The 25,142-nt window shown below is 63.6% G+C and carries 28 protein-coding genes; 12 read left to right on the top strand and 16 right to left on the bottom strand.

The annotated features are described in order from the left end of the window. From GGR03_RS00250 to GGR03_RS00240, 3 genes are all read right to left on the bottom strand, one after another. Positions 1-699, bottom strand: a complete 699-nt coding sequence (locus tag GGR03_RS00250) for a phosphatidylserine decarboxylase (RefSeq protein ID WP_183205253.1) — start codon at positions 697-699, stop codon at positions 1-3. A gap of 154 nt (positions 700-853) precedes the next feature. Next, positions 854-2,668 carry an ABCB family ABC transporter ATP-binding protein/permease gene (locus GGR03_RS00245; RefSeq protein ID WP_183206950.1) on the bottom strand — a complete coding sequence of 605 codons (1,815 nt, stop codon included), beginning with the start codon at positions 2,666-2,668 and terminating at the stop codon, positions 854-856. A 218-nt stretch (positions 2,669-2,886) separates the two neighbouring features. Beyond that, on the bottom strand, positions 2,887-4,944 hold the full coding sequence (locus GGR03_RS00240) for a LysM peptidoglycan-binding domain-containing protein (RefSeq protein ID WP_183205251.1): 2,058 nt from the start codon (positions 4,942-4,944) through the stop codon (positions 2,887-2,889). Between the two features lie 505 nt (positions 4,945-5,449). On the opposite strand from GGR03_RS00240, the gene GGR03_RS00235 reads away from it, so the two are divergent. The 4 genes from GGR03_RS00235 (at position 5,450) to GGR03_RS00220 (ending at position 9,034) form a co-directional block, all read left to right on the top strand. Continuing rightward, positions 5,450-5,689, top strand: coding sequence for a hypothetical protein (locus GGR03_RS00235; RefSeq protein WP_183205249.1), 240 nt, complete (start codon positions 5,450-5,452; stop codon positions 5,687-5,689). 29 nt (positions 5,690-5,718) lie between these two features. After that, positions 5,719-5,973 (top strand): hypothetical protein, encoded by a 255-nt coding sequence (locus GGR03_RS00230; protein ID WP_183205247.1) that lies wholly within the window; start codon positions 5,719-5,721, stop codon positions 5,971-5,973. A 181-nt stretch (positions 5,974-6,154) separates the two neighbouring features. Then, on the top strand, positions 6,155-6,502 hold the full coding sequence (locus GGR03_RS00225; RefSeq protein WP_183205245.1) for a hypothetical protein: 348 nt from the start codon (positions 6,155-6,157) through the stop codon (positions 6,500-6,502). A 249-nt stretch (positions 6,503-6,751) separates the two neighbouring features. Further along, entirely contained in the window at positions 6,752-9,034 is a 2,283-nt protein-coding gene (locus GGR03_RS00220) for a putative bifunctional diguanylate cyclase/phosphodiesterase (RefSeq protein WP_183205243.1), read from the top strand. 38 nt (positions 9,035-9,072) lie between these two features. On the opposite strand, the gene GGR03_RS00215 is transcribed toward GGR03_RS00220, so the two are convergent. Both GGR03_RS00215 and GGR03_RS00210 read right to left on the bottom strand, forming a co-directional pair. Further along, positions 9,073-9,735 carry an SOS response-associated peptidase family protein gene (locus GGR03_RS00215; protein WP_183206949.1) on the bottom strand — a complete coding sequence of 221 codons (663 nt, stop codon included), beginning with the start codon at positions 9,733-9,735 and terminating at the stop codon, positions 9,073-9,075. Between the two features lie 261 nt (positions 9,736-9,996). Beyond that, a complete protein-coding gene (locus tag GGR03_RS00210; RefSeq protein ID WP_210291999.1) occupies positions 9,997-11,001 on the bottom strand; it encodes an IS110 family RNA-guided transposase in 1,005 nt (334 codons plus the stop codon). Between the two features lie 353 nt (positions 11,002-11,354). On the opposite strand from GGR03_RS00210, the gene GGR03_RS00205 reads away from it, so the two are divergent. After that, positions 11,355-12,242: a LuxR C-terminal-related transcriptional regulator gene (locus GGR03_RS00205; RefSeq protein ID WP_252920141.1), complete on the top strand. Its 888-nt coding sequence runs from the start codon at positions 11,355-11,357 to the stop codon at positions 12,240-12,242. Positions 12,243-13,383: 1,141 nt separating this feature from the next. Continuing rightward, entirely contained in the window at positions 13,384-13,635 is a 252-nt protein-coding gene (locus GGR03_RS00200; protein WP_183205239.1) for a DUF6894 family protein, read from the top strand. A gap of 28 nt (positions 13,636-13,663) precedes the next feature. Here the strand turns inward: GGR03_RS00200 and GGR03_RS00195 are convergent, their stop codons facing one another. Beyond that, on the bottom strand, positions 13,664-14,392 hold the full coding sequence (locus tag GGR03_RS00195; protein ID WP_246367545.1) for a Crp/Fnr family transcriptional regulator: 729 nt from the start codon (positions 14,390-14,392) through the stop codon (positions 13,664-13,666). A gap of 211 nt (positions 14,393-14,603) precedes the next feature. Here GGR03_RS00195 and GGR03_RS00190 point away from each other — a divergent pair, with 211 nt between their 5' ends. Both GGR03_RS00190 and GGR03_RS00185 read left to right on the top strand, forming a co-directional pair. Further along, complete coding sequence (locus GGR03_RS00190; RefSeq protein ID WP_210291967.1) at positions 14,604-15,365, top strand: Crp/Fnr family transcriptional regulator; 762 nt, start codon at positions 14,604-14,606, stop codon at positions 15,363-15,365. Positions 15,366-15,575: 210 nt separating this feature from the next. Next, complete coding sequence (locus tag GGR03_RS00185) at positions 15,576-15,809, top strand: DUF6894 family protein (RefSeq protein ID WP_183205235.1); 234 nt, start codon at positions 15,576-15,578, stop codon at positions 15,807-15,809. Between the two features lie 79 nt (positions 15,810-15,888). Here GGR03_RS00185 and GGR03_RS00180 read toward each other — a convergent pair whose 3' ends face one another. The 4 genes from GGR03_RS00180 to GGR03_RS00165 all read right to left on the bottom strand — a co-directional run bounded on the left by GGR03_RS00180 (position 15,889) and on the right by GGR03_RS00165 (position 18,220). Beyond that, a complete protein-coding gene (locus GGR03_RS00180) occupies positions 15,889-16,455 on the bottom strand; it encodes a hypothetical protein (RefSeq protein WP_183205233.1) in 567 nt (188 codons plus the stop codon). A gap of 201 nt (positions 16,456-16,656) precedes the next feature. Continuing rightward, positions 16,657-16,950 (bottom strand): hypothetical protein, encoded by a 294-nt coding sequence (locus GGR03_RS00175; RefSeq protein ID WP_183205231.1) that lies wholly within the window; start codon positions 16,948-16,950, stop codon positions 16,657-16,659. A gap of 97 nt (positions 16,951-17,047) precedes the next feature. Continuing rightward, positions 17,048-17,377 (bottom strand): hypothetical protein, encoded by a 330-nt coding sequence (locus GGR03_RS00170; RefSeq protein WP_183205229.1) that lies wholly within the window; start codon positions 17,375-17,377, stop codon positions 17,048-17,050. 3 nt (positions 17,378-17,380) lie between these two features. Continuing rightward, entirely contained in the window at positions 17,381-18,220 is an 840-nt protein-coding gene (locus GGR03_RS00165; RefSeq protein ID WP_183205227.1) for a peptidoglycan-binding protein, read from the bottom strand. A 158-nt stretch (positions 18,221-18,378) separates the two neighbouring features. Here GGR03_RS00165 and GGR03_RS00160 point away from each other — a divergent pair, with 158 nt between their 5' ends. The 4 genes from GGR03_RS00160 to GGR03_RS00145 all read left to right on the top strand — a co-directional run bounded on the left by GGR03_RS00160 (position 18,379) and on the right by GGR03_RS00145 (position 21,065). Further along, on the top strand, positions 18,379-19,527 hold the full coding sequence (locus GGR03_RS00160; protein WP_183205224.1) for an acyltransferase family protein: 1,149 nt from the start codon (positions 18,379-18,381) through the stop codon (positions 19,525-19,527). Positions 19,528-19,743: 216 nt separating this feature from the next. Further along, positions 19,744-20,616, top strand: a complete 873-nt coding sequence (locus GGR03_RS00155) for a class I SAM-dependent methyltransferase (RefSeq protein ID WP_183205222.1) — start codon at positions 19,744-19,746, stop codon at positions 20,614-20,616. Then, on the top strand, positions 20,613-20,810 hold the full coding sequence (locus GGR03_RS00150; protein ID WP_183205220.1) for a hypothetical protein: 198 nt from the start codon (positions 20,613-20,615) through the stop codon (positions 20,808-20,810). The genes GGR03_RS00155 and GGR03_RS00150 overlap by 4 nt, the downstream gene beginning before the upstream one ends. Positions 20,811-20,888: 78 nt before the next feature. After that, a complete protein-coding gene (locus GGR03_RS00145) occupies positions 20,889-21,065 on the top strand; it encodes a hypothetical protein (RefSeq protein ID WP_183205218.1) in 177 nt (58 codons plus the stop codon). On the opposite strand, the gene GGR03_RS00140 is transcribed toward GGR03_RS00145, so the two are convergent. From GGR03_RS00140 to GGR03_RS00115, 6 genes are read right to left on the bottom strand one after another with little or no spacing between them, the layout of a single operon-like run. Further along, positions 21,066-21,656, bottom strand: coding sequence for an SGNH/GDSL hydrolase family protein (locus GGR03_RS00140; protein WP_183205216.1), 591 nt, complete (start codon positions 21,654-21,656; stop codon positions 21,066-21,068). Then, on the bottom strand, positions 21,649-23,463 hold the full coding sequence (locus GGR03_RS00135) for a hypothetical protein (RefSeq protein ID WP_183205214.1): 1,815 nt from the start codon (positions 23,461-23,463) through the stop codon (positions 21,649-21,651). Before GGR03_RS00135 ends, GGR03_RS00140 begins: the two co-directional genes overlap by 8 nt. A gap of 41 nt (positions 23,464-23,504) precedes the next feature. Continuing rightward, positions 23,505-23,861 (bottom strand): hypothetical protein, encoded by a 357-nt coding sequence (locus GGR03_RS00130; RefSeq protein WP_183205212.1) that lies wholly within the window; start codon positions 23,859-23,861, stop codon positions 23,505-23,507. Continuing rightward, positions 23,858-24,313, bottom strand: a complete 456-nt coding sequence (locus GGR03_RS00125) for a hypothetical protein (RefSeq protein ID WP_183205210.1) — start codon at positions 24,311-24,313, stop codon at positions 23,858-23,860. The genes GGR03_RS00130 and GGR03_RS00125 overlap by 4 nt, the downstream gene beginning before the upstream one ends. Beyond that, complete coding sequence (locus tag GGR03_RS00120; protein WP_183205208.1) at positions 24,313-24,636, bottom strand: hypothetical protein; 324 nt, start codon at positions 24,634-24,636, stop codon at positions 24,313-24,315. The genes GGR03_RS00125 and GGR03_RS00120 overlap by 1 nt, the downstream gene beginning before the upstream one ends. 6 nt (positions 24,637-24,642) lie before the next feature. Next, positions 24,643-25,140 carry a hypothetical protein gene (locus GGR03_RS00115; protein ID WP_183205206.1) on the bottom strand — a complete coding sequence of 166 codons (498 nt, stop codon included), beginning with the start codon at positions 25,138-25,140 and terminating at the stop codon, positions 24,643-24,645. Positions 25,141-25,142 lie beyond the last annotated feature (2 nt).

Raw genomic sequence — 25,142 nt, 5'->3', positions numbered from 1 at the left:
TCAGTCGCGCCTCGACGGCCATGTCGGCAGCTGATTGCCGAATTCGGCGATGACCGTTTCGCCGGCGATCGCCGTCTGGCCCTCGGCGACGCGCGGCCGGGCACCGTCCGGCAGGTAGACGTCGAGACGCGATCCGAAACGGATCAGGCCGAACCGCTCGCCGGCCTCGAGCCGGTCATCCATCTTCGACCAGCAGATGATCCGCCGCGCCAGGAGCCCGGCGATCTGCACGACGCCGATCTCGCCTTGCGGCCCGTCGATGACCAGCGAGTTGCGCTCGTTGACCTCGCTCGCCTTGTCGAGCTCGGCGTTGCGGAACTCGCCCTCGCGATACGCGGTGCGGGTGATCCGGCCGCGCATCGGCGCGCGGTTCACGTGGCAGTCGAGGACCGTCATGAACACCGAGATGCGCAGCATGGGCTCGGCGCCGAGGCCGAGTTCGGCAGGTGGCACGACATGGCCGACCAGCGAGACACGCCCGTCGGCCGGGCTGACCACCAGATGATCGGCGACCGGCGTGACCCGCTCCGGATCACGGAAGAAATAGGCGCACCAGGCCGTCAGGATCATGCCGATCCAGAACAGCGGCTGCCAGAGAAAGCCGAGCACCACGGCGACGGCGAAGAACGCAGCGATGAAGGGGTAGCCGGCCTTGTGGACCGGGGCCAGCACGTTACGGATCGAGGCGAATATGTGCATCTCTGGCGGTCTTTTCTTCAAGCGGTGGACCCGGCAGTCGTGATGCCGGAAGGGCGGACGCCATCCTGTTGTTCCGCCGGGTCTAGCCGATGGACGCCATCAGCGCAAAAGCCGCCTTATCACGCTGGCGACATCCGGCTCGGTCAGAGCCGCCTCACGGCGCGGGTGGCGGCCGCCGCTCGACGACGCCCAGCGAATCCGCCTCGCGCGCCCGGCGCAGCGTCTCCTCCGCCTCGGTCGCCTCGCGCTGCATTGCCCACATCTCGGCATAGAGCCCGCCGGCGGCCAGGAGGCTGCGATGCGACCCGCGCTCGACGATCTGGCCGGCCTTCAGCACGATGATCTCGTCGGCGTTGATGATGGTCGACAACCGGTGGGCGATCGTCAGCGTCGTCCGCTCCTTGGAGACCAGGTCGAGCGCCGTCTGGATGTCCTGCTCGGTATGCGTGTCGAGCGCCGACGTCGCCTCGTCCAGGACGAGGATCGGCGGCGCCTTGAGGATGGTGCGGGCGATGGCCACCCGCTGCTTCTCGCCACCCGACAGTTTCAGGCCGCGCTCGCCCACCATGGCGCCGAAGCCGCCCGGCAATTCGCGGATGAAGGAGGCGATCTGCGCCAGTTCCGCCGCGCGCTCGACGTCTTCCTCCGTGGCATCGACGCGGCCATAGCGGACATTGTAGGCGATGGTGTCGTTGAACAGGACCGTATCCTGCGGAACGATGCCGATGGCGGCGCGCACCGAATCCTGCCGGACCGAGGCGATGTCCTGGCCGTCGATCAGGATGCGGCCGGCGCTGACGTCGTAGAAGCGGAAGAGCAGCCGCGAGATCGTCGACTTGCCGGCGCCCGACGGGCCGACGATCGCCACGGACTTGCCGGGCGGCACCTCGAAGGAAACGCCCTTGAGGATCTCGCGCTGCGGATCGTAGCCGAAGCGGACATTCTCGAAGCGGATCGCACCTTCCCGCACCACCAGCGCCGGGGCACCCGGGGGGTCCTTGACCTCTGCCTCGACCTCCAGCAGCGCGAACATCTCCTCGATGTCGGTCAGGCCCTGGCGGATCTCGCGATAGACGAAGCCGATGAAGTTCAGCGGCACCGACAGCTGCATCAGCATGGCGTTGATGAACACGAAGTCGCCGAGCGTCTGGGTGCCGGCCCGCACCTCCAGCGCCGACATCACCATGGTGATCCCCATGCCGACGCCGAAGATCACCCCCTGGCCGAAATTCAGCCAGCCGAGCGACGTCCAGATCCGCGTCGCGGCAATCTCGTAGCCCGCCATGGAGCGGTCGAAGCGCTGCGCCTCCATCGCCTCGTTGCCGAAATATTTCACCGTCTCGAAATTGAGCAGCGAGTCGATCGCCTTGGTGTTGGCGTCGGTGTCGGACTCGTTCATGTCGCGGCGGATGTCGATGCGCCAGTCGCTCGCCTTGATGGTGAACCAGCTGTAGAGCCACACGGTCACGGCGATCACCACGACGTAGGACAGGCCGTAGGTGACGCCGAAGATCACCGCGACGAGCGCGAATTCCAGGATCGTCGGCACGGTGTTGAGGATGGTGAAGCGGACGATCGCCTCGATGCCCTTGGTGCCGCGCTCGATGATCCGCGACAGGCCGCCGGTGCGCCGCTCGAGATGGAAGCGCAGCGACAGTCGGTGCATGTGCACGAAGGTCTGGTAGGCGAGCCGGCGCACGGCATGCTGGCCGACACGCGCAAAGAGCGCGTCCCGCAGCTGGTTGAGCGCGACGGCGACGACCCGGGCGACATTGTAGGCGACCACCAGGGTCACCGCGCCGGTGACCACCAGTGGCAGCCATTCCCGGGCGCTGTTGGCGCCGTCCAGCGCGTCCGTGGCCCATTTGAAGAAATACGGGACGGCGACGGTCAAAAGCTTCGCGAGGATCAGGAAGACGGAGGCGTAGACCACCCGCATCCGCAGGTCCGGCCGGTCCGCCGGCCACATATAGGGCCACAGGTTCACCAGCGTGGAGAACGTCGCTCCCCGGTCGCCCGATACGCGCTTGCTGCCTGGATTCGCCAAGACTGTCCTTCCGACGCGGGCAAAGCGCCGATGAGCGCCGCGCCTCTCCACGTCCTGTTAGCTTAAGCCCGCTCGCGAGCCTCTATCCGGACGCGAGCTGGGCGACGCCCTCTCGCGATCGGACGCGGTGACCGCGCCGGTTAGCCGCGGTCACCGACTTCGGGCGTTTCCACGCGCTCGTTCGGGACGCTGAAGACCTGACCGGGATAGATCAGATGCGGGTTCCGGATCTGGTCGCCATTCGCCAGATAGATCACCACGTATCGACTGCCCATTCCGTAGGTCTCCCGCGAGATCCGCCAGAGCGAGTCGCCGCGCCGGATGATCACCCGGCCCTGCGCCGTGGTCAGTGCATCCTGACGGCTCACCGGCACCTGCTCCGACGCGGCGTCGGCGGAATCCGCCGGGAGCGTCTCGACCCGCCCGCCGGCGGGGGTCGGCGCGGCGGCAGCGGGGGCGGATGTTCCGGCAGGGGGCGCGGATGCGGCCTGGCTGGTGGCTGGCGGAGCCGGAGTAGCCACTGACTGATCGGCGGCGTTTTCGCCAGTGGCGACTGGGTCACCCGCAGCGTCGCCGGGCGGGATCTCTGCAACCGTCACGGGCCGGCCACCCTGCGACGAAGCCTCGCCAGGGCCGACTGGCGTTGCCACGGCGTCGTCGGGCGAACTCGTCCGTGCCTGCAAGCCGTTGCCGGTACCCGCCCCGGACGCACTCGACGGAGCGGCGGATCCTGCCGAAGCCTCGCCCGGCGCCGCCGCGCGGGCAGCATCGCGGTCGTCGCCACTGGCGCTGTCCGCCTCCGGCGCAATGGCCGGCGGCGGCGCCACCATGGCGACCGATTCGCCGGCCGGCCGCTGGAACGGCACTTCGGCGCGCATCTGGACGCTGCCGTCCCGCGTCACCTGATCGGCGCGCACGACGTGGTCGCCGGGCGCGACCGGCGTGTCGGCACTGACCAGGAACCGGCCCTTGGGGCTGGCGCGTTCCTCGGCCAGCAGCACATTGTCGATATAGACCCGTACCAGCGCACCGGCCTCGGCCGCTCCCGCGACGAAGACCTTGCCGGCCTCGATTTCCACCGCCTCGACCCGCAGCATCGGCACTGTCGCCGGTACGCCGACGGGGGACTGCGGCGCGGCGCGCGGCAGCGTCACCGCGTCCGGCGCGGCCGGATCGGCAGCCGGCGCGGCCAGGCGCGTCTCGGCTCCGGCAGGCGCAGACGCCGTCTCTGTGGCGCCCGAGGTCGATGGCGGCGGGGCGGCGTTCCGCGGCTCGAAGGCGGGGATGCTGATCAGCCGGGACGCCTCGTTCGGCGCCTCGACCATGGCCAGCAATTCGCCCTCCCGCCCCGGCTGCGGAACCGAGACGATGGCGATCTCCTCGGACGACGCGACCGCGCCGTTTTCGCCGGTGGCGGTGATCCGGATGGCGTGGTCGCCCGGCTCCAGCGCATTCTCGAGCACGATGGCGAACTCGCCGGATGCATTGGCCGTGTCCGTCCCGATCGTCGCCTCGCCGTCGCGCAGGGCGATTCGGCTGCCGGGCGCCGCACGCCCCGCGATCACCGTTGCGCCGTCGGGTTCGACCCGCAGCAGGTCGAAGCGCGGCGTCACTTCGGATGCATCGGCGTCTGCAGGCGCAGCACCGGCCGGCGAAGCGGGCGCCGCGGCAGCGTCCGAGGCACCCGTGGCCGCCGACGGCAGCGCGTCGGCGTCATCCGCCGCCGCATCGTCCGGAACTGGAACTGCCGGCGCCGCTGGATCCTTTGCCGGCGCGCCCGCCTCGGTGCTTTCGGTGGGCGCGACCAAATCCTGCGCCGTCGCCACGGGATCGGCGATGTCTTCGGCCGACCCGCCGCTCCAAGTCGCATCGGCCGGCAACGCTTCGGCCGCTTCGGGAGCCGCCGCGCTCGACGTCGTGTCGCCGGATGAATCCGCGGGCGGGACCGAGCCACCGGGCGAAGCCTGCGACGCCGTTTCGCCGGCCGGTGCCTGCGCGGGCCGACCGCCGCCCTCCCGGGGCACGTCCTCGCCCATCGCCCTGCCCTCGGGCAGGAGGGCGACGTCGTCTTCGGCCGTTTCCTGCGGCGGATTGGAGATGCGCAGACTCTCGCTCTGGAGCATGTCCCAGTAGCCGGCGATGATCGCCACCAGCAGGACCACGCAGACCAGGAGTATCCCCACGACTTTCCGCTGCATCACGACACCATGCCCCACCGTCCCGACGTCACCGTTCGAACACCTCGAGACGCTTTCTCCCGACCTTTAACGAAGCCCTGCCCGCCCCACAAGCAACGGCCCGGGCGCAGACGCCGCGGGCGACATCGCGCAGCCTCCCGCCGGCGACCGGGCGCCGGGTTTGCGGCGGCTTCCCCGGACCGTTCGCCAGAGGGCCGATGCCCCACCAGAAGGGTGCTGCGAACCCTGGCCACGCGCGCACGGCCTCGCACGGCCGCACCGTCCCATGCCGGACCCTGGCTTTTGCGCACGGCTTTTGCCGCCTTCTCCCTTGCCAGCGGCGGCCGTCACGCGTATTGCCGGTCCCCGGAGAGGTGGCCGAGTGGTCGAAGGCGCTCCCCTGCTAAGGGAAGCAATACGATCCCGCCGCGATCCAATTTCCCTCGTGCGAACAACAGCTTACATTCAGGCCCGACAGCCAAGCAATCCGCACTCTGCGGATTTCTTGCAAAACCGGGAGGTGACGATGCCCAGTCCTTGGTCCCGCGGCGCCGTCCAGCCGCACGACGACCTGGCCTCCCTGCTCGAACTCGCGAACGCCAATACACGCGAGAACGCCATCACGTTGCTGCACATGATCGCCAAGGAGACGGATCCGGCCGTCGCCCGATCCGACAGCGCCCAAGTCATCGACGAGTTGCTGCGCGCCATCGGCTATGCTGACGTCGCCGACGCATGGAATGCGGTGCATCGGGGATGGGCGTGACCCGTCTCCCCCAGCCGAAGGAATGACCGATGCCAGCCAGCAAGCTCTATGTCGTGCAGCAGTTCGTGAAGCACGGCCGTCGGCTCATGAACGGGCAGACGATGCAGTTCAAGACTGCCGAGGAAGCTCGGCTGCGCGCCGATCGCGACGGCGGGCGGCTCGGCAATGTGGTTGGCGTCGTGGCGGTAGAGCAGACGGTCGACGTGGAGACCGGCGAAGTCCTGGAGGAGCCGATCGTGCTCGTGCGGCATGGCGAAGTGCCTGCGGAGGTGGCGGGCGATTGAAACCAACACACCAGAGCTTCACCATTTCGACCCTCGGCGACCTGGTGGACAACGGCATGGGCATCGCCTGGGCGTGCGACGATTGCCATAGAGATCTCGACCTAACTCTCTCCCGCGCGATCGAGATGTGGGGCCACGATCAGACCTATGTCCGCTGGAAGGCGCCGGTGCGATGTGTCCGATGCGGGAGCCGGAACGTCAGCATGCGCATAAGGGCGAACACGACTATCAAGCAGGCGACCGGGAGGCCGTTCGAGCCGTCATGATCCGCCGCTTGCTCTCCCGCCTCTCCCGCCGCCCGCCCGATATCCGGCGCGAGGTGACTGTGCTGATCACTCTGTACGGACCGGAAGGCGCATGGCTGGAGGCGCGTGATCGCTGGCGAGTGGCGCGCGAGGATGCGCGGTGGAGGGGCAGCCAGTTGCTGCGTCGCCGCGGCCGCCACTGGAACAGCGTCATGCGGGAGATCGAGCGACAGACGGGCTACCGGCATCAGCCGGATAACGCGCGGGGATATCTGGAGAGGTAGAGCGTCAACTGCCTCTCGTGGCTTTGGCCTACAAGGGGACCCCACTGCGCCTCGGGGCAGCATAAGCCTTCCTCTCGTAGCTGCTCTGAGTTTCGATCCAACCCAGAACGCCTGAGCAGGACCGGCCGCTCAATCACGGACGTGGTTCACTCGGACATGCTACAGGTGGCACGACTGCGCTTTCGATTATGAAGTTAGAAACAGCTTCTTCAGATGTCGCTTGTTAGGGTGGCGCCGTAAGGACACCTCATGATCGACAATTTTGCGCAGCCAAGCCGGCGCCTGTTCTTTCTGAAGATTATGCTGCCAATGCTGGCTGCGGCATTGCTCCTGAACGGCATTGCAGCGGCGCTGCTGTGGTGGTCGGCCTCGGAATCAGACCGTGTCTCGATCGACCGCCAGCACATGTTGGTCGATGTGGTGGTCGCTGAGATCCGGTCGAAGATCGCTCATGACCAGGAGAGCGTAACGGTCTGGGACGACGCCGTTACGGAGGTGAAAAACCCCGGCGGTGCGGAGTGGATCGACGTCAATCTGGGTTCATGGATGGCCAGCTATTTCGGCCACGACCACGCCTATGTCCTCGATGCCGAGGATCGGCCCATCTATGCCTTTGCTGACGGTGCGCAGCAGGATCCGTCTGCGTTTGCTGCCGTTCAGCCACAAACTCAACCCCTCGTGGCGGAGTTGCGGTCCCGAGTGGCGTCGGGAGATACCGAAGGCATATCTGATCGCGTGCTCACTCTCGGAGCATCGGATCTCGTGAACGTCAATGGCCGTCCGGCCATTCTCAGCGTCAAGCCGATCGTTTCCGACACTGGCGATCTGGTGCAGGCACCGGGCGATGAGTACATGCATGTCGCCGCACGCTACCTCGACGGGGAATTCGCGGCTGGGCTCGAGCGCGACTATCTTCTCGATGATCTGAGGTTTTCCTGGGATAGCGAGGTGCCACCGGGCGGGGCAAGAGCCGCTCTCCTCAAGGACGACGGCCTGCCGCTCGGCTATCTCGTGTGGACGCCCTTCAGGCCCGGCTCGACGGTGCTCTGGCGGGTTGGACCTGTCATGTTGGGCCTCGCGATTGCCAGCCTGATCGTCCTGGTGGGACTCCTCATGGCGCTGCGCCGGCGCTCGATCAATCTATCCTTGAGCGAAGCGGAGGTTCGGCATCTCGCCCATCACGATCTCCTGACGGGTCTCGCCAATCGTGCCCATCTCGCCAAACGCTTCAATGCGGCGCTTGCGGACCGCCGGACGGGCGATAACCTCACACTGATCTATCTGGATCTCGATCACTTCAAGGAGGTGAACGATACGCTCGGCCACCCTGCTGGCGACGAACTGCTGCGAGAGTTTGCCGATCGCCTCAGGCGAATGACCAGCGAAGCCGATACGGTTGCCCGCGTCGGCGGCGACGAATTCGTGGTCCTGACGCGCTCCCTATCGTCTTCACAGGCCGTCGAGGATTTCTGCGCGACCTTGATCCAGACGACTAGGCGCCCCTTCGACCTGGAGGGCACGCAGGTGTTTGTTGGAGCGAGCGTTGGGGCGGCAAGAACGTCACACCGGTCCGACGATCGTGAGGAGCTATTTCGAAGAGCCGACGTCGCCCTCTATCACTCCAAACGGTCGGGACGCAGCAGCTATACACTCTACGACCCGCAACTGGACCAGGCGGCCACGCTCCGCCGGAACCTGGAGCGGGACCTGCGAGCGGCGCTGGAGCAGCCGGGCGAGCTTGAGGTACACTATCAGCCGCTCATCCGCGCAAACGACGGCACAATATCCGGGTTCGAAGCCCTGTTGCGGTGGCATCACCCGATCGAGGGGACGATTTCGCCGGCGGTGTTCATACCGGTGGCCGAGGAGACAGGTCTTATTCTCCGGCTGGGTGCGTGGGTCCTAGAACGAGTGTGCACGGAAACCAGCACATGGCCCGTCGACACCGTGGCGGTCAACGCCTCGATGATCGAACTGCACGACGAGCACTACGCCGCCCGCGTCGAGAAGATCCTTCTCGCGAAGGGGATGGCGCCGCAACGCCTCGAGCTGGAGATCACCGAGAGCGCTTTCTGTGAGAGGGCGACGGTCTGCGAGAAGAACATCACGCATCTGCGCGGGCTCGGCGTCAGGTTCGCGCTCGACGACTTCGGCACGGGCTTCTCCTCGCTGGGACGGCTTCACGATCTCCATGCAGAGGCCCTGAAGATCGACCGCAGCTTCGTTGCAGGGTTCGGAACCGACAAGGGTGACGAAGCGATCGTGCAGGCCATCGTCGACCTGGCGCAGGCAGTCGGGATGAAGACCACCGCCGAGGGCGTCGAGACGACCGCGCAACACGACCTTCTCTTGGCGATGGGATGCGACCAGCTACAGGGCTTTCTGCTTTCCCGGCCGCTGCCTGCCCGCGAGATCGAGACATTGCTGCGAGCGGGGACGATAGAGGCGGCACTCGGGGCTCCGGATGGGGGCGGACAGTGGTCCATTATGAGGTGGCGGAAGCAGGAAGCGATAACCGAGACGGCCCGCTGACCCTACCATGCTCCCACACAGCGGGTGTCGATGTCTGCCTAGTTCGCCGCCTCCCCGTCCTTCCGCTCCCCACGCGACACGATCCGCAGCATGTCATCCAGCAGCGGCCGCTGCAGCACTGACGCCTCCGCCCACTCCGCCCGCATCCACACGTCGATCTCGTCCGGCTCCGTCAGGATCACGGGCATTGCCTTCGGGTGGATGGGCCCGACGACAGCGTTCGGCTCAGTGGTGAGGAAGCCGTAGAGGTCAGCGTTCACCTCCCCCTCCTTCACCTTCCGCACGCTGGTCCAGTTCGTCCAGATCCCGGCGAAAACCATCAGGGGGCGGCTCTCATCCTTTGCGAACCAGGTCGGCACCTTCTTGCCCTCGATCGTGTCGTATTCGCAGAAGGAGGTCACCGGCACGACGCAGCGGCTGGCCGGTCCCAGCCAGCGGCGCCAGTGCGGGCTGTTGGTCTGCCGGATATTCGTCACGCCCGGGTCGGTCTTCTTGCCCTCCAGCGCAAATTTCGGCGAGGGCATGCCCCAGCGCGCCATCGTCAGCTCGCGCACGCCGTCCTCGCCGTTCCGGACGACCGGCGCGATTGTGTCCGGGAAGACGCCGGGCAGCGGCGGCATGTTGCCGGTGCGGTCCCGCATGGCGCGGGTGAACTCGAGGATGGCCGTCTGGCCCTTGGTGATAGAGTAGAGGTTGCAGATGTGGACGGCCTCCACTTGTCAGGATCGTAGCAGCCTTCTGACCTGATCGCTTGCTATCAGATGTCCGGCCTGTTTGCGCGGCCAAAGCCGCTGGCCAAGATGGTGTTCGCTACGCACGTTCCAAGCACATGGGCGACATCGGGTGCCAGTGTAACCTTCGGAAGCCCGCGCGTATCGACCGACCGGTCATTCCATCTACTGCGTCCTGCAAGTTCGTAGGGCTACTGCCGAGCAGCCTCGCTCGTCGGCGCCGGTCTCGGATCAGGTAGGCATGGCGGCTTCTGGCCGGTTGTACACGCCGCCCGAGACCATCAGTCGCCAAGCGATGCGGGCGAACTTCTTGGCCAGCGCTACCGCTACCAGTTTCGGTGGCTTTCGCTCCAGCAGGGCGGCGAGCCATGGCGAAGGCTTATGGCGTCCCTTGCGGATGTGCCTCAGCACGGCTGTCGCACCGACAATCAGCGTTGAGCGGAGCGCTGAATCCCCAGCCTTCGTAATGCCTCCGTGTCGCTGGCGGCCGCCTGTCGAATGATCCTTGGGCGTTAGCCCCAACCAAGCGGCGAAGTCGCGACCGGACCTGAACGTCTCAGCCGGCGGAGCCTTCATGCTCAGCATGCTCGATCCAATGAGCCCGACGCCGGGTATCGTTGCGATCCGCCTGCTGACGTCATCCTCACGGTGCCACTTCATCAGCTTGGCCTCAATCTCCTTGAGGTGCGTCTCGACCGTGGCGTACTCCCGGGCCTGGAAGCGAAAGAGATCCCGCGCCATCTCTGGCAAGGTGTCATCCTCGAGCACGCGCTTGATGAGCGCGTTGACGTTCTGTCTTCCGGCGGGACCGATAATGCCGAACACTGCCGCATAGCTCCTGAAAGCATTCGAGAGCTGCGACTTCACGCCGACCAGGCGCTCCCGCACGGTCATAAGCATGCAGGCGGCCTGCCGCTCTTTCGACTTCACGGGCACGAACCGCATGCTTGGCCGAGTCACCGCTTCGCACAGGGCCTCGGCGTCGGCCGCATCGTTCTTGCCACGCTTCACATAGGGCTTCACGTACTGCGGCGGGATCAGCTTCACCTCGTGACCGAAGGATTGCAGCAGCCGCGCCCAGTGATGCGAGCTGCCGCAGGACTCGATGGCAACAAGAACAGGTGGAAGCCGCTCGAAGAAGCGGATCATCTCGGCGCGCCGGAACTGCCGGCGGACAACCACGACCTCGTTCTCGTCAACTCCGTGGAGCTGGAACACCGACTTGGAGGTATCCATGCCAATGCGGACGGGAATGTTCACGGGACTCTCCTCTCATCTGGTTGTGACGCTTGCGACGTCATCAAACGCTTGGGGTGAGAGGCCGTCCACACCAGCACATCACGGTAGCAGAGCACGGGCCACAGCTGCCGTCGAGAACAGGACGCTTGAGCGCCATGGGCGTAAAGGTCACCACCGTGACCCAGAGGGCATGCAATTGCTCCGACCAAGGCTTGGATGTCGCTGCTACATGATTGCACCCTCGAGATGCCGTCTGGCGAATGATTCGAAAGTCGCTTATTGAAATCGGATTAACGTCTTAGGGCGCATACCACTCGTTTTCTCGGAAACTCATTGGAAGCGCAGCCGGCGTGAAGCTGGAGGGGTTGGCATTGGCTAAACGACTTGCCGTAGCAATTTGCGAAGGCAACCCCTTGTACCGCGCGGGGCTAGCACACCTCCTCACCGAGGAGAACCACCGCGTTTTCGCCGTCGCCTCCAATCTCGAGAACCTCACTGAAGTCCCACGAAAGTGGCCGGAGGACATCAGTGTCTTGATCGGGCACGAAGATGGTGCTGCCCTCGATAACGGCGGCATATCTGGGATGCGCAATAATCACCCCCTGGCTCGCATTATCTTCTTAGTCGACACCTTTTCCGAGGTGTGCAGGCGCCAAGCCATCGCCTTGAACGCTCAGGGTATTTTGCACCGTTCGATCTCACGGGAGTTCTTAGTCAAGAGTCTCGAACTCATCGCTATTGGAGGGTCCGTGTTCTCGCCAACTGCGATCGAAGCTTCTCCCGGAGCTCGCGCCGCCGCCGAGGAAACATGCGAGGGGGCATCGTGCAGAACAGGCGACAATTGGGCTCAGGCCCACTCGAGCGCCCCTTTACGGGCATGGCACGCTATAGAAGAACCGGCAAACCGTCACCTCGCCGCTTCATCGCTGGCTGAGCCGGAGCGCCCGACTTTATCTGATGTGGAAATAATTTCGCGGCGCTGCGAAAACCTCTCAGCCCGAGAAATGGAAATTCTCGACTATGTCGCTAAGGGATTTTCAAACAAGGCTATTGCCCGCATCTGCCATATTTCTGATGCGACCGTAAAGGTCCACGTGAAGTCGATCCTTCGCAAGATCAATGTCACCAATCGTACCCAGGCCGCGATCTGGGAAATGAACCGCACGCAGGGAGCGATCGGATTCATCGAGCGAGAAATAATGCGTGGGGCACCGCCTCCCGTGAGGCCTGCCGCGTAGGGAAAAAGGTCGGCGGGATTTGCCAGTCACGCCTTGAACAAGCACCCGATCGCCGCAAACAAAGAAGATCTCAGTGCGAGTTGGCATCACCATAGTTGCATTTATAGCAGTGATGCTTACGGTATTCAGCTGAAGAGCGATTTCTATCGTCTCAGCAACCGGTTGCTCTGGATTCGGCTGTATTTTCTACACAAACGTAAGGGAGTGGAACTATTTCGAGTAGCCATTCGAGTTGCTCTGTTAGGGCCTGCAGGCGCTGACACATTTTCGGCCGATTTTTGTAACGGAATGTGTCAGGACCTAGGCAGTTGGATCATATTGACCATGAGCACCGTGACTTGTCAGCGGCTCTGAGAGAGTTCTGGCTTAGTGTGGCGAGGCGCCATGACTGTTCATTTGTTGAAGCCAAGGACTGTTCATAGATCTAACCGGAAAACCGTGCCCACGGAACCCACTCATGTATTGTGTCTTCAACTGATCGCGGATGGAACTTCAGTGATTGAAGCCGCCAACCTTCTTGGTAGCACCCCATTCGAGGTGGAGGATTTTCTATTCCAGGCGTGCGATCATTTGAAAGCTGTCAACGTGACGCATGCCGTTACGATTGGCTTACGCTCCGGGATGATCAAATAGCTTCGACACCTGCCTTGAGAGAGCCAGTGATGAGGACTGTGCTCCTTACTCTGCAAACTCGCCAAGCCGTCGCGTGACCGGCGGCCCCTCGAACATGACCATCAAGCAGACGACTGGAGCGCCGTTCGAACGGTCATAACCTTGGTGGCCGAAGGGTGCGCCCCGTCCGCGGGAGGGGCGCGCGGGCGGGGCGCCGAGCGCACCAGTGGGGCCGTGCCTGCGCTCGTCCCCCTGTCTCGTTTGGGGGTGAGATGAAGCTTGTGTGGCCGATGAGGAATTCAACGCGGGCGGAGAAACAGAATGCAGAGACGACGAAAGGCCCGCGCCACCCAATGAAGGGCAGCGCTGACGCGGCGGCTCGATGACGTGGTGGTCCGCAGCCGCATTCGCTGCCCCTCACCAGCCTTGCTCATGTCTCATTAAAAGCGCACGCTCGGTAATCGCTCGCATTTCTTCGGCGCGGGCGGCTGAGAGCTGGTTACTCTTGCCGAACGCGCAGGAGAGCCCAATGGCTCGGTTCTTCTTCAATCTGCATGATGGCATCGATGTGCTTGACACCGTTGGCTCGGAGCACGCCGACATGGCAAGCGTACGGGGAGAAGCAGTCGAATTCCTGGCTGAGAGGGTGCGGGGCAACCTGCTGCGCGGCAAAGATACCGCCGCATGGCTGCTGAAGGTAACGGATGAGTCGAGGAAAACTGTTCTCACCGTGAGCTTTTCCGCCGCATTGCAGGTCACAGGCGAAGGCGTCGGCGCCTAGCTCACCCTTCCGATCCTGCGCAGCCGGCTCAGGCGTCGTGACGCAAGAGGCCGATGTAGCGCTCATATTCCGCCTCCGCCGGTCCGTAGCATCCGTGGGCGATCCCTATCAGCGCCTCCCGGTCGAGGATCGTGATGTTGCCGCGCTTGGCCGAGATCAGCCGCGACCCTTCGAGCAAATGGATCGCGAGGGTGACGCTCGATCTTCGCACGGCGAGCATCACGCTCAGGAAGTCGTGCGTCAGATGGATATCGTTACGACCAAGGCGGTCCTGGCACATCAGCAGCCAGCGGGCGAGGCGCTCTTCGACGTTGTAACTGCCGTTGGCGAGGACCGTCTGCGCCGTCTGGAGTCCGAGCATGTGAACCCAGCGGAACATCATCCGGCATACCGCCGGCCTCTCCTCCGCTAGTCTGCCGAGATCGCTCGACTTCATTCTAAGGCCGGTTCCCGCCACCTGGACAAAGCACTCCAGCGGCACGCTGTCGATTCCGGCCCCGATCCAGCCGTCGCTCATCCCGTCTCGGCCGAACAGCCCCGCCTCGATGCCTCGCTCATCGGATGGATGTATCACGAGCGAGAAGATGCCGCTCTCGGGAAACACGATATACTCGACAGGCTCGTTCGGCCGGAAAAGGACATCGCGCTGCGCGAACTCCACCCTTTCCAGGTGCTCCGCAATCATACGGAAGTCCTCCTCCGGCAAAGAGCGGAGCAGCGTGTTCTGGCAATTTTCGAAAGTGAGATCGAGCATCATGCCGCCTCCAACTGGGGCGGGAACATGACGAGTTCGCGGCCGCGTGCGCCCGGTCAAACCTGCACGCGATGAAGCGAAACTAAGCGCAACGATCCCGCGTTACAACTGCCACCGCGTAAATGTTCGCTACCGGACGCTTCCCCGCATAGGTATTTCATTTCGGTGGCTTAGAGCTTTGATGATCGCCTCACACTGGCTCGGAGGTATCTTGGTGTCGAACCTTTCTCGCGGTCCGCTCCGGCTGGCGCTGCCAATCCCGGATGATGATCTGGATGCGCTATTCGACGTCTTTTCCCAGACGATAGTTGTCGGAAAGCATGCCTTCCTGCGGCGAGAGGGCGACCGTTCCGACCTGGTGAGGATCCTTCAGAGCGGTGTGGCCATCCGCCACAAGGCGAACAGGCAAGGAAACAGGCAGATCGTCGGCATCCTCATGCCCGGCCACATCTGCGACCTCTCCTCGCTCTTCTTCGACGACCCGGACCACTCCATCGAGACCGTGACGGACTGCGCCGTCGCCGTAGCACGCAGGGATGAGGTGCTCGCCCTGATGGATAGACGTCCGGTAATATCCCGAGCCTTCCTCGCCAGAAGCCTCGCCGATGCATCGATTGCGCGGGAGTGGGTGATGAATGTCGGGCGCCGCACCGGCTACCAGAGGGTCGCCCACCTGTTGTGCGAGATCTTCGCGTGCAGCCGGAACCTCGACTTCGCAGACACCGCGACCTGCATCTTCCCGCTGACGCAAGAGGAACTGGTCGACGCGACGGGCCTAACGGTCGTTTATGTGAATCGAGCTCTGCAAGATCTGCGTCGACGGGAACTGATCACCCTTCGCCAAAACCTGCTCACGGTTCACGATTGGCAAGGTCTCTGCGCCGAGGCCGACTTCAGTCACTTCTACCTTCACGGGGACGACCACATCTGGAGTCAACCGGGGGGAAAAGCCTCTCTCGAAGATGCTGGAGCTTGAGCAAAACTAGGAAGTCCGCAACTATCGCCGCGCTCCTCATGTCCTCCGGTTGGTCGCCTGCAGAAATTTCAGCGGGCCACACGGTCTGACTGGGCACCGAGTCAGTGTTGCGACACTAGCTGGCGACAGACTTTTCTCCAGTTCCGCCGGATCAGACGCGAAAGCGGAGCATCGACTGTGCTACCAGACGACATCCCCTGGAGATCTAGTTTGGCCCGTTACTTTTTTGACATCGATGACAATGGGCTTTTCGCCCCTGACGATGAAGGGGTCGAGTGTGAGACCCTAGACGCGGTACGGGAGGCTGCCCTCGATGCCCTGCCCCGAATGGCGTGCGACGTACAGCACGGAGATCGCTACGTGATCAGCATCTGCGTGCGCGATCAGGCGGACAACCCGGTGTTCCAAGGGTCGCTGACGATCGAGGCCGGGTGGCTGCATTAACCTGATCCTAGAACGACAAAAGCCGCCGCCCAGGTGAAGGGACGGCGGCTTTGGTATGACAACGATGTTGGCCGAGATCCTACGGGGGATGTGTGGCGACGGCGGCCAGCGCCATAGGTTTCGGTGTCATGAGAAGAACCGGCCCCTTGCGCACCAGGAAGTTCCCCTCCCTCACCGGCTTGTCTCCAACCCGTATCCCTAAGGCGAACGCCATGGCGACCATGGCGATGATCGCGAGCACGAGCACCCACCACTTCGGCAGTCGAACCCGATCCGGCGTTGAGTTCGGGCTGACGATCAGCAGCCAGAAGCCAGCGGTGATAGTCGCCCGTCCGAACCCGGAGAAGGGTGTGTTCAGCCATTCTGACGGGTTCCCGAACGAAGCCCACGTCATGGTGAAGACGCCGGAGTAGCAGCCGCCGAACGCGATCAGGTACAGACCCATCAGCGACAACCTGTCGTCGCCGATTTTCCCCTCCTTCGCCACGGCGATGAAGTCCGGCGTCAACTGGATCATCAGGACGGTGCTCGACACGAACAGGACTGCGGCAAGCATGGCGCCGAACCAGGGGCCGGCCGCGAGCAACCCCGTTCCCCAGTAGAGCGCCAGGGAAAGGAGCATCCCGGCGATGATCCGGTTCTTCACAATTCTAGTCATTTTGGCCTTCCCGTATGAGCGCCATGGTGCGGGCCATGGTGTTCAGCCGGCGCGAACCCGATTGCATCACCTGTGCCTGATTGCGGAGATCTCCGACGATCTGTCGTGTCTGAACCTCGGATGATTCCCGGCGCGACTTCATCTCGGCGTCCTCGCCGCACCGCCACCACCTGAGAATGCGGGGTAGCTTCATGGCCTGCCCCTCTCCCGCGTCATTTCTTTCGCGAGTTCGATGAAATTTTCCATGGCCACTTCGAAGGACTGCAGGGCCTCTCGCATCGAGTTCCCGTGCGTGTATGCGACCTTCAGCGCCTCGATGTGAGCGTCACGGGTTGCCTGATGCGCGAGCCGCTCGTCGCGCATCTCTTTGGCGTGCATGCGCTCCTTGACGACCAGCGCTGCGGCCAGGAAGAAGCAGACGGCACCGAGGATGCCGAAGTCGAGGATCGGCCTGGCCGCATCAGTGACGAGTTGCTCGAGCATGGCTGGCTTCACCCGCCGCGAGTGAAGAGCGCCACCAGGCCTAGCCCAGCCAGGAACGCTACGACTGCCCAAAGCGTGGCGGACCAGACGCGGCGGCTCACCGGCCCATCCTTTTCATGATCGCCTCGAAGGCGTCGTCGGACTGAGCCGTCTTGGCCGCGACGTTGCCGACCTCTGGGCTCACCTTCGACTCCGGCGAGGCACCAGCGATCGCCACGATGTCGTTGTCGACACGCTTGATGATGTCGAGCACTGACGGCGGCAGGATGTATTCGAACGCCTTGCCGATGCCGAGCGCGATGAATGCGCCCGCCTCGATCGGGATGTCGGTGCCAGCCCAGGTGTTGGACGCCAGCACGGCGAGAAAGGCGAGGACGGCGAACAGTCCGCCGGACCAGACCTTGCGATCGGGAATCCACTTCGACATGGCTCAGGCTCCGTAGTGCTTGCGGAGATCCGCGGTCGCGGCCTCGATGATGGTCAGGTACTGGATGGCGGTGAGCGGCGCGCCCGGCGCCGGCGTCGGTACCGTCGGCGGGACAACCACCGGCGCCGGCATCGGCTTCTCCGGCACGACGATCGGCGGCGCAGGCAGCGCCGGCGCATCGCCGAACACGAACACCGGCAGCTTGCCGAGCGCGTCGTGCATGGCGCCGCGCGTCTGTGGCCCGGCGATGTCATCGGGGATCAGCCCGTGCTCTTCCTGGAACCGCCGGACGGCTCCCGCCTCGAGCTTGCGGCCGAGCAGGACCAGCGCGGTCCGCTCGTACATGACGAGCCGGTCAGCATAGCCGTTGGTGCCGCCGTTGATCCGGCGCGTCACCATCTCGATGTTGCCCTCGTCCGCGTAGCGGTTGAGGTTGCGCGTCGACCAGTACCAGATCGGCGCAAGGCCCTCCCAAGGGTCGGTATTGACCTTGTCCGGCTCCCGCTCGAAATCCGGCGCCGGCAGCCCGGCTGCCCAGCACCAGTCCCGGAAGCCGCGATAGTTGTCGCCACCCGTCACTTGGATGCCGGATCGGCCCATGTAGAGCTTGCCGTCGCCGTCGCGCGCCGGCGTGTTCCCGAGATCCTCGCGGACATCGTAGCGGAAGCGGCCGCTCTCGTGGGCGAGCTGCGGCAGGTACTGCGACAGGCGCTGCGGCCGGTCGAGCCCAACCTGAACACCCATAGCCGCCAGGCCAGCGAGGATCGACTGCATGTTCGAACGACGGTCAGCCGTCATCGTCCCGCCGGCAATCGCCGACAGGTGCTGAAGCGTCAGGCGCATGGCGCGTCTCCTGTGGTGGCAAAGAAAAGCCCGCCGCGGCAGGACCGGGGCGGGCATTGGCTTTTAGTCTGGGCAGTCGGCAGGATGCTATTCAACCGATGGACACAGTTGCATCCCTAAGCTAAGTCGGCCCGAATATTTCTGAGAGGAATGGGGCGGTGAAGCCAAAGCAGGGAACGTACATAATTGGCCTAGACCATCTCCGTGCGCTCGCCGCCTTCCTCGTATTCTTCTGGCATGGAATTCATGTGCGCGACGTTCCGTTTGTGCGCGACATTCCATTTGATACCGTTCCAAGCACTTGGGTCGGTAGCCTGTTCGAGGAAGGGTGGAGCGGCGTAACCCTCTTCATAACGATCACCGGTTTCGTCTTCACTGTTCTCACTGCCGGGAAACAGATCGATTTCCTGCCGTTCCTGAAAAACAGAGTCCTCCGCCTCTTTCCGCTAATCTTCCTTATGACGCTCTACGCTGTCCACGCGATAGGAAGCACGAACACATCACTGTTCCTGTTTTTCGGATTGCTTGGCGGAGGAACCGTCTACGGCACATGGACTCTGGCGGTAGAGTTCCAGTTCTACCTCGCCTATCCTTTTCTCAGGAACACACTGGAGGGAAGTAGCGCTACCAAGACCGTCCTACGGTGCGCGTTGTTCTGCGGCCTATTTCTGATGCTCCGCTACATCTTCTTCATCGATAAAGGTGAAGTCCGGGCGATCGCGTACTGGACCATCCTCGGGCAGGCTGACGCGTTCATCGCAGGCATATTGGCAGGCCACGTGTTCAACACCCACCGGCACAGGCACGAAAGGTCCGTACGGGCAGTCTCGGTCGTCGTTCTCGTGGCGGCGGGTACAAGCCTCGTGGGTGTATACCACTGGCTTAACATTCACGGCGGATTTTACGGAGATGCGCCCGATCAGGGTGGGGTTTGGGTTTACCTTCCGACCGTCACTGCCGCCCTCTGGGCCTGTGTTGTCGGATCATACACGTTGCTGGCTCAGCGCCTGTTCGGACCAATCTCAAGGGCGTTGGGATATATCGGCGCAATCTCTTACAGCACCTACATGCTGCATTTCCTGACCGTCCCAATGTGCAACTACCTCTATGGGGAGTATGTCGGCTTTCAGTTTTCGGAAGTGCCTATCCGGCAGATGGGCCTGACCCTGCTGACGTTCCACTACCCCGTAACCCTGTTGGTCAGCGCCGTCTCATATGAGTTGATTGAGAAAGCGTTCCTTCGGAAACGGGTTCCTTACCTGTTGGACCCTGAGATCCCAGCGCTGCAAAAGCCAGTGATCGCGTGAGCACTGGAGACGGACATTTCCTCCACGAGGCTGCTGCGATCGACGAAGAACCGATCCACCTCGGCCTCGATCCTACCTAGGAAGATTGCACTGTGGCAGTGCGGTGGCACGATGATCTCGGTGACTTTTGCAGCGCTGTCCCCGGCGCCGGGAAGCCCGCCGCGGATGGACCGGGACGGGCTTCGTGGTATGGGTGACGAAATCGGGAGGCCACTGATGCAGAGCCCATTCTGGCACTACAATTCCAGCTTCGACGCCGTCGCGTTAATGCATGCCTACGCAGTGACCGCGCCCCCCGACCCGCAGCACGTCACAAACTTCCTCGGCGTGAAGGTCTCGCCGCGCTTCTTCCCGGGTATCCTCGACGGAAAGGCGGGCGTGGTCGAACCGGTCCCGATCCCAGCCAACTGGCACGCTGACATTGCCGAGTGGGGCTCGGTTCTTCATGCGGTAGACCATGCCGGCAGCACCTTTCGCATGGCCGAGCTTGGCTGTGGCTGGGGCTGTTGGCTGAACAACGCCGGGGCGGCAGCAAGAAGCCGCGGAAAGAGCATCGAGCTCATTGGCGTTGAGGGCGACTTGGGTCATGTGGAGTTTGCAGAGGAAGCCCGTCGGGCCAATGGCTTCAGCCAGACGGAATACAGGATCATTCACGGAATTGCTGCGGCCTCGAAGGGGAAGGCACTTTTCCCGATCGCGGAAGTGTCAGGCCAATCATGGGGACTTGAACCCGTGTTGGGCGCCAGCCAGAACCAGATCGATGCGGCACTAGAGAACAAGACGCATCACGTCTTGGATATGATTCCTCTCGCGGACATCGCGGGAAACCAGCCGCTGGATCTGCTTCACATCGATATCCAAGGCGGAGAGGCGGATTACGTCCAGGAGAACCTCTGCGATATGAAACGCCTTGTTCGACGCGTCGTCATCGGCACCCACTCGAGGCAGATTGAAGGGCGGATCATGAGCACCTTCCTTGACGCAGGGTGGAAGATTGAGATGGAGCGCCCCGCCATAATCGCGGTAGATAGTGGCAAACCGGATATCCGGGTCGACGGCGTGCAGTGCTGGTGGAACTCGGAGCTATGACCGACAGAGACACGTTCCACGAGGCAATCGAGATTGCCGCGAAGGCCATCGCCGCCGAATGGGAGCACTGGCTCGCGGTCGTGCCGCCATCCGACAAAGAGCGGTGGACGCCCGAAATGATCGGGCGCCTTCAAGCTGCTGCGATAATGGCGGAACTGGGTAAGCGCGGTATCAAGCTGGTCAGGGTGCATTAGCTTGGCGTTTATGCGCTAGCGGAGTAGGCAGGCAACTCAGGTGTCCAGAACGGGCGGCGGGAAACTCAGGAGGATCGAATGAAGCGTTTGCGACTGTTCTGGCTTCGCCTCAACGGGCTCACCGAGTGGCACCCGTCTCACCGCGGCACCGAGTTCTGCGAGGGGCGCTACCACCCAGAGACAGGTGTCTGGGAGACGCGCGCCCTCACCCCCGAGCAGCAGATCGACGCCGATTGGATGACGGCTATCCGGTGATCAGCCGAAGCGCGCCGTGATCGCCGGCGCCAGGACGGTCGCAATCCTCGGCACCAGGCGCTGGTTCATGTCCGCGATGAGAGGGTGAAGCCCGTCTGGCAGCAGCCCCGTCGTCGGAGGCTGCGGCCAGTCCAGATAGTTGTCGATCAGCCCGACATTGAGAGACGGGTCTGCTGCCATCTGCCGATAGACGTCGTAGTACCAGACCAGGTTGGGCCGAGCGATGAAGCCGCCTGTCCCCGGCACGATAGGCGTCATGACCAGCATGTAGATCATGATGTCCGGGTCCTGCGCCCGGAACTGGTTGATGATCGAGATCGCGTTCGCCCGGCTCTGCGCAAGGGTCAAGGACCCACCGGAGTCGTTCATCGAATATTCGATAGTCAGGATCTCCGGACGCGCCGGCAGAAAGCTGCCGATGCTTGCAAGGCCGTTGGCCGATGTCCCTCCCCCGATGCCGAAGTTGCGAACCGTGATCGGGTGAGAGGTCTTCGTCTCAAGCAGGGCCGCGAGCTGCGGCTGCCAGAAACGGTTCTCGTAATTGCCAGCCGTCAGGCTGGTGCCCATCGTGGCGATCGTGATCCTACGCAACGTCGCGTCCCCGCCGATCCAGGTAGCCGCGGGTGTTCAATGCCAGCAGCTGCAGGCCCGCGTCGTCGTAGGCCGCGACCCGCCGCTCGGTGTCCGTTGTGACCCACAGGGTGGCGATGCCGAAGGACTGCGCTGCGCTGTTGTACCGATAGATTGCCTGGGTTGCGGAGCCGGGACCGGGTCCGGTCGCGATCACCGGATCGACGATCGAGAGGCCGCCGTTTGTCGTGACAGTGGTTGACCATATCGCTGTGACCTCAGCCATGATCTTCAGCCCGGGCGGGACGTTCAGATCGCGCAACACGCGGGTCTGAGCGGCGACTGCTGCACTGTTATTGCTTGCCGGCACGGCGAACTGGAAATGGTCCCCGTTCTGAGTGAACCGGCGAATGTTGGCAGAGCCGTCCGTGAGAACCGCCCCAATCCTGCGCTTCTTCGTCCAGCCGGACGGCAATGCCGGGTTCGTAAGCGATGTCGAGAAGATCGCGTCGACCGCCCCCGTTGTCGGGTTTCCGATCAGGAACAGGTGATACCAGGTGTTGTTGGCGATGGGCCCGACATCGAGGCCGCCGGCAGCGCCCGCTGCCCAGACCGCACCGAGGTTCTTGCTTGTCCCGGGCGAGAGCCGCAGATCCGCGCTGTCGGCTTCGTCACGCGCCGAGCCAGCAGCTATGTCGATCCACCGCGCCGGGCTCGGCGCATTGTTCGCCATGGCCAGCCCGAAGAGCCACCCAACGGGCAGGCCGATTCCGAGCGTCGTGCGCGCCACTGCAGCGCTCGCTGCGGTGAATAGCGCGGAGCCCGTGGCCGTCGCTCCGATGTTCGAGCGCGCCTGCGCCTGTTCGCCAGCGGTCGGGAACTGCGGGGTGTAGGCGACAGACGCCGCCGCCTGTGCCCACCACTGGCCATCTGCGGACCGGAACTGCCCGGCGAGGATCGGACGAAGGCTGATGTCATCAATGGCTCCGACGAAGTTCGTGCCAAAGATCGTCAGGTTCGTCATAAGCGAGGTGAGATTTGGATATGCGACGAATGTCCCGTTGGTGGACCTTGCCGGCTCAGAGTACCGGTTCGTCGCAGTGAGGTCGTCAAGGACAAAGGTTGCCGTTCCCGCCGTCCGATTGAGGACGGTGTACGAGAGCCGATACTGCTGGCTAACGACGGCGAGTGCGCTCTGACGAGATGTCCCGGCAGCAGGACCGGGAAAATTCATTCTTCCCGACGAGATCGTCGGTGGATTGGTGCCGATCAGCAGCCAACCGGTCCCTACCGAGAAGTCGCCGTTCGTGATGAGTTCAGCACCGAGCGCCGGTTCCGTGACACGCTCATAAGTCGCTTGGCCTGGGATTGTGACATAGACGATACCGGCCGGAATAGTAGCGTCCTTGGCAGCAGCAACCGTCGCGTATTCTCTCCTGATAACCGCCGCCGTCGTGTCAGGGACCTCCAGCGACGCCCTGACCGCCTCCGCATCCGCGTCGTCAAACAGCGTCCTGACGAACGGGCTCACTTCCGACAGTTGCGCGACCAGCTCGGCCAGCCTGGCATTCGCGGTGATCGCGGAGGCGGCGCCTGAGTTCCCCAGCGAGATTGCATACGCGCCGGTCGATGTGCCCGAAGGCCAGGGATAGGCCAGCGTCAGCGAGGTGTTGCTCTCGATCGACGCGATCGGAATGCTGAACCCGTTCCGCGAGAAGATCCCGCCGTTGACGACGCCGATCGTCCACGCGGTTCCCGTGCCGGTGACGGTCGCACTGCCGCTGGTGACCGTTGCGGTTCCGGTCGCGTAGAGGGGTTGCACCGCCATGGGGCCGCGCTCCTGTCATGTCTGGGAATGGTGGAAGAGTGTCAGCCGCCGTGGGCGGCGATGATGCTGTCGAGTTCGGCGGGTGACTCGGCTGCGGCGATCTCCGCCTGCGCGTCCTGCCGCTCCGCCTCGAGTGCGCCGATCTGCGCAGCCTGGCGGTCGGCGCGGATCATCACTTGCGCCGCGAGCGCCTTTTCGTCGAGGCCGCGCCGCTTGGCCTCCGGCGCCAGCAGCAGCGAGGTGACGCCCGATGCGATCACCTGCCTCGCCTCTGCCGCCTTGCGTTCATGGATCGCTTGCAGGGGGCCGAGGATGGCTGCGTAGCGATCGGCGAAGATCTGGTCGAGGCGCGCCTGCGCTACGGCGCGGAACGCCGCCATGTCCTTCGTCATCTTCATGTGGCGACGATCTCCACCGACCACGGCAGGTAGGGCCACTGATCGACCTCGATCCGGTACGTGCCCGGTACGTCTGCTGTCAGCGTGAGCGTCCCGCCCTTGCGCTCAACGGACTGGCCGTCAACGCGGACGACGCAGGGCTTGGGCAGGCCGCTGATCACGGCCTTGTCGGCGCCGTCGGCGAGGATGGCGGCTTTCGACACCGTCGCGGTGATGGCCGGGCGTGGCACAAGCGGCTCCAGATCGCCTGGAAGCCACATGCCGCCGAACACTTCGTTCATGGGCACGTCTTCCGGCACGATGCCGAGCCGGTCGCCGTTGGCGCGAAGCCGGTCCAGATACCCTTGGACGAATGGCTTGCCGGGGCTCAAGTACGGACGCCCGTCGTCTTTCGCCAAGACGACGTTGTAGCCGAGCAAGGTCTCTTCGCGATTGTAAAGAATGTCAGCCATCAAAAGAGCCTGCCGCTGAATACCCGGATGTGAGCGGTTCCTGTCACTTGCCCGAAGATGAAGAGGGCCGTCAGTTCCGTATTGATAAACATGTACCGGGCGCCGCCGTTGTTGAGGACGAGGATCGGCGGAACCCGCCCCGGTACTGGAAGCGCAACGCCGGTCATCTGGTCTGCCACCACTGAGACGTACAGGTCGGTTGCATCAAGGAGGCTGCCGAAGGCCTCGGAAAACAGCAGCCCCTGGATCGGCGCCGATGCCGCATCGTAACCAGGAGCGGACACCCGGATCAGCCCGGGGGCAAGGTAAACGCGTCTGGCCATTCGACCTCAGCCGATCGGGATGTTGAGGACGCTCACGTAGGCGCCGTACATCTGGAAGTCGTTCGGGGGCGCAGGGTCCTGCTGGATAGGGCCGATCTGGGCAAACGATCCCGAAAACACGACGCGATCTGTAGAGGGCGTGTAGACCACATCCATGACGCTGGTCTGATGAAAACCGCGCCCCGTAAAGAGCGCTCGCGGCGCGGCAATCTGCTGATCGTGATAATCGTAGTAGACCATCGCCACCGGGAGGAAGGGCAGCGCATAGGGGAACATGTACGTCCCCGAGAAACTGTATTGGGCCAAGTAATAGCCAAAGCCGATGATCCCCCCGACTTGCTGGAACTGATATGATACGCTCTGGCCGATGCCAACGTATGCCGAGAACAGCTTCTGCGCGTAGAGACTGTCAGAGTCGAAGATCGCCGGTGAAGCCGGATTGTCGACATCGGTCCCGGGCGAGGAGATGCGGATCCCGTACGTGCCGTTGGGCTTCAGCCCCAATC

This window comes from Aurantimonas endophytica (assembly GCF_014196845.1).
GTDB classification, from domain to species: domain Bacteria; phylum Pseudomonadota; class Alphaproteobacteria; order Rhizobiales; family Rhizobiaceae; genus Aurantimonas; species Aurantimonas endophytica.
The sequence above is the reverse complement of the archived record's forward strand: the minus strand, read 5'-3'. Positions and strand labels throughout refer to the sequence as shown.

Bases quoted from the DNA above. Each gene is read 5' to 3' on its own strand.
- GGR03_RS00245 (WP_183206950.1), bottom strand. From the start codon at position 2,668: ATGTGGCCGGCGGACCGGCCGGACCTGCGGATGCGGGTGGTCTACGCC.
- GGR03_RS00195 (WP_246367545.1), bottom strand. From the start codon at position 14,392: ATGATGCTCGATCTCACTTTCGAAAATTGCCAGAACACGCTGCTCCGC.
- GGR03_RS00170 (WP_183205229.1), bottom strand. From the start codon at position 17,377: ATGTCGAAGTGGATTCCCGATCGCAAGGTCTGGTCCGGCGGACTGTTC.
- GGR03_RS00135 (WP_183205214.1), bottom strand. From the start codon at position 23,463: ATGGCGGTGCAACCCCTCTACGCGACCGGAACCGCAACGGTCACCAGC.
- GGR03_RS00145 (WP_183205218.1), top strand. From the start codon at position 20,889: ATGAAGCGTTTGCGACTGTTCTGGCTTCGCCTCAACGGGCTCACCGAG.
- GGR03_RS00125 (WP_183205210.1), bottom strand. From the start codon at position 24,313: ATGGCTGACATTCTTTACAATCGCGAAGAGACCTTGCTCGGCTACAAC.
- GGR03_RS00240 (WP_183205251.1), bottom strand. From the start codon at position 4,944: ATGCAGCGGAAAGTCGTGGGGATACTCCTGGTCTGCGTGGTCCTGCTG.
- GGR03_RS00175 (WP_183205231.1), bottom strand. From the start codon at position 16,950: ATGCTCGAGCAACTCGTCACTGATGCGGCCAGGCCGATCCTCGACTTC.
- GGR03_RS00230 (WP_183205247.1), top strand. From the start codon at position 5,719: ATGCCAGCCAGCAAGCTCTATGTCGTGCAGCAGTTCGTGAAGCACGGC.
- GGR03_RS00225 (WP_183205245.1), top strand. From the start codon at position 6,155: ATGCGGGAGCCGGAACGTCAGCATGCGCATAAGGGCGAACACGACTAT.
- GGR03_RS00155 (WP_183205222.1), top strand. From the start codon at position 19,744: ATGCAGAGCCCATTCTGGCACTACAATTCCAGCTTCGACGCCGTCGCG.
- GGR03_RS00235 (WP_183205249.1), top strand. From the start codon at position 5,450: ATGCCCAGTCCTTGGTCCCGCGGCGCCGTCCAGCCGCACGACGACCTG.
- GGR03_RS00130 (WP_183205212.1), bottom strand. From the start codon at position 23,861: ATGAAGATGACGAAGGACATGGCGGCGTTCCGCGCCGTAGCGCAGGCG.
- GGR03_RS00120 (WP_183205208.1), bottom strand. From the start codon at position 24,636: ATGGCCAGACGCGTTTACCTTGCCCCCGGGCTGATCCGGGTGTCCGCT.
- GGR03_RS00220 (WP_183205243.1), top strand. From the start codon at position 6,752: ATGATCGACAATTTTGCGCAGCCAAGCCGGCGCCTGTTCTTTCTGAAG.
- GGR03_RS00150 (WP_183205220.1), top strand. From the start codon at position 20,613: ATGACCGACAGAGACACGTTCCACGAGGCAATCGAGATTGCCGCGAAG.
- GGR03_RS00200 (WP_183205239.1), top strand. From the start codon at position 13,384: ATGGCTCGGTTCTTCTTCAATCTGCATGATGGCATCGATGTGCTTGAC.
- GGR03_RS00250 (WP_183205253.1), bottom strand. From the start codon at position 699: ATGCACATATTCGCCTCGATCCGTAACGTGCTGGCCCCGGTCCACAAG.
- GGR03_RS00165 (WP_183205227.1), bottom strand. From the start codon at position 18,220: ATGCGCCTGACGCTTCAGCACCTGTCGGCGATTGCCGGCGGGACGATG.
- GGR03_RS00210 (WP_210291999.1), bottom strand. From the start codon at position 11,001: ATGGATACCTCCAAGTCGGTGTTCCAGCTCCACGGAGTTGACGAGAAC.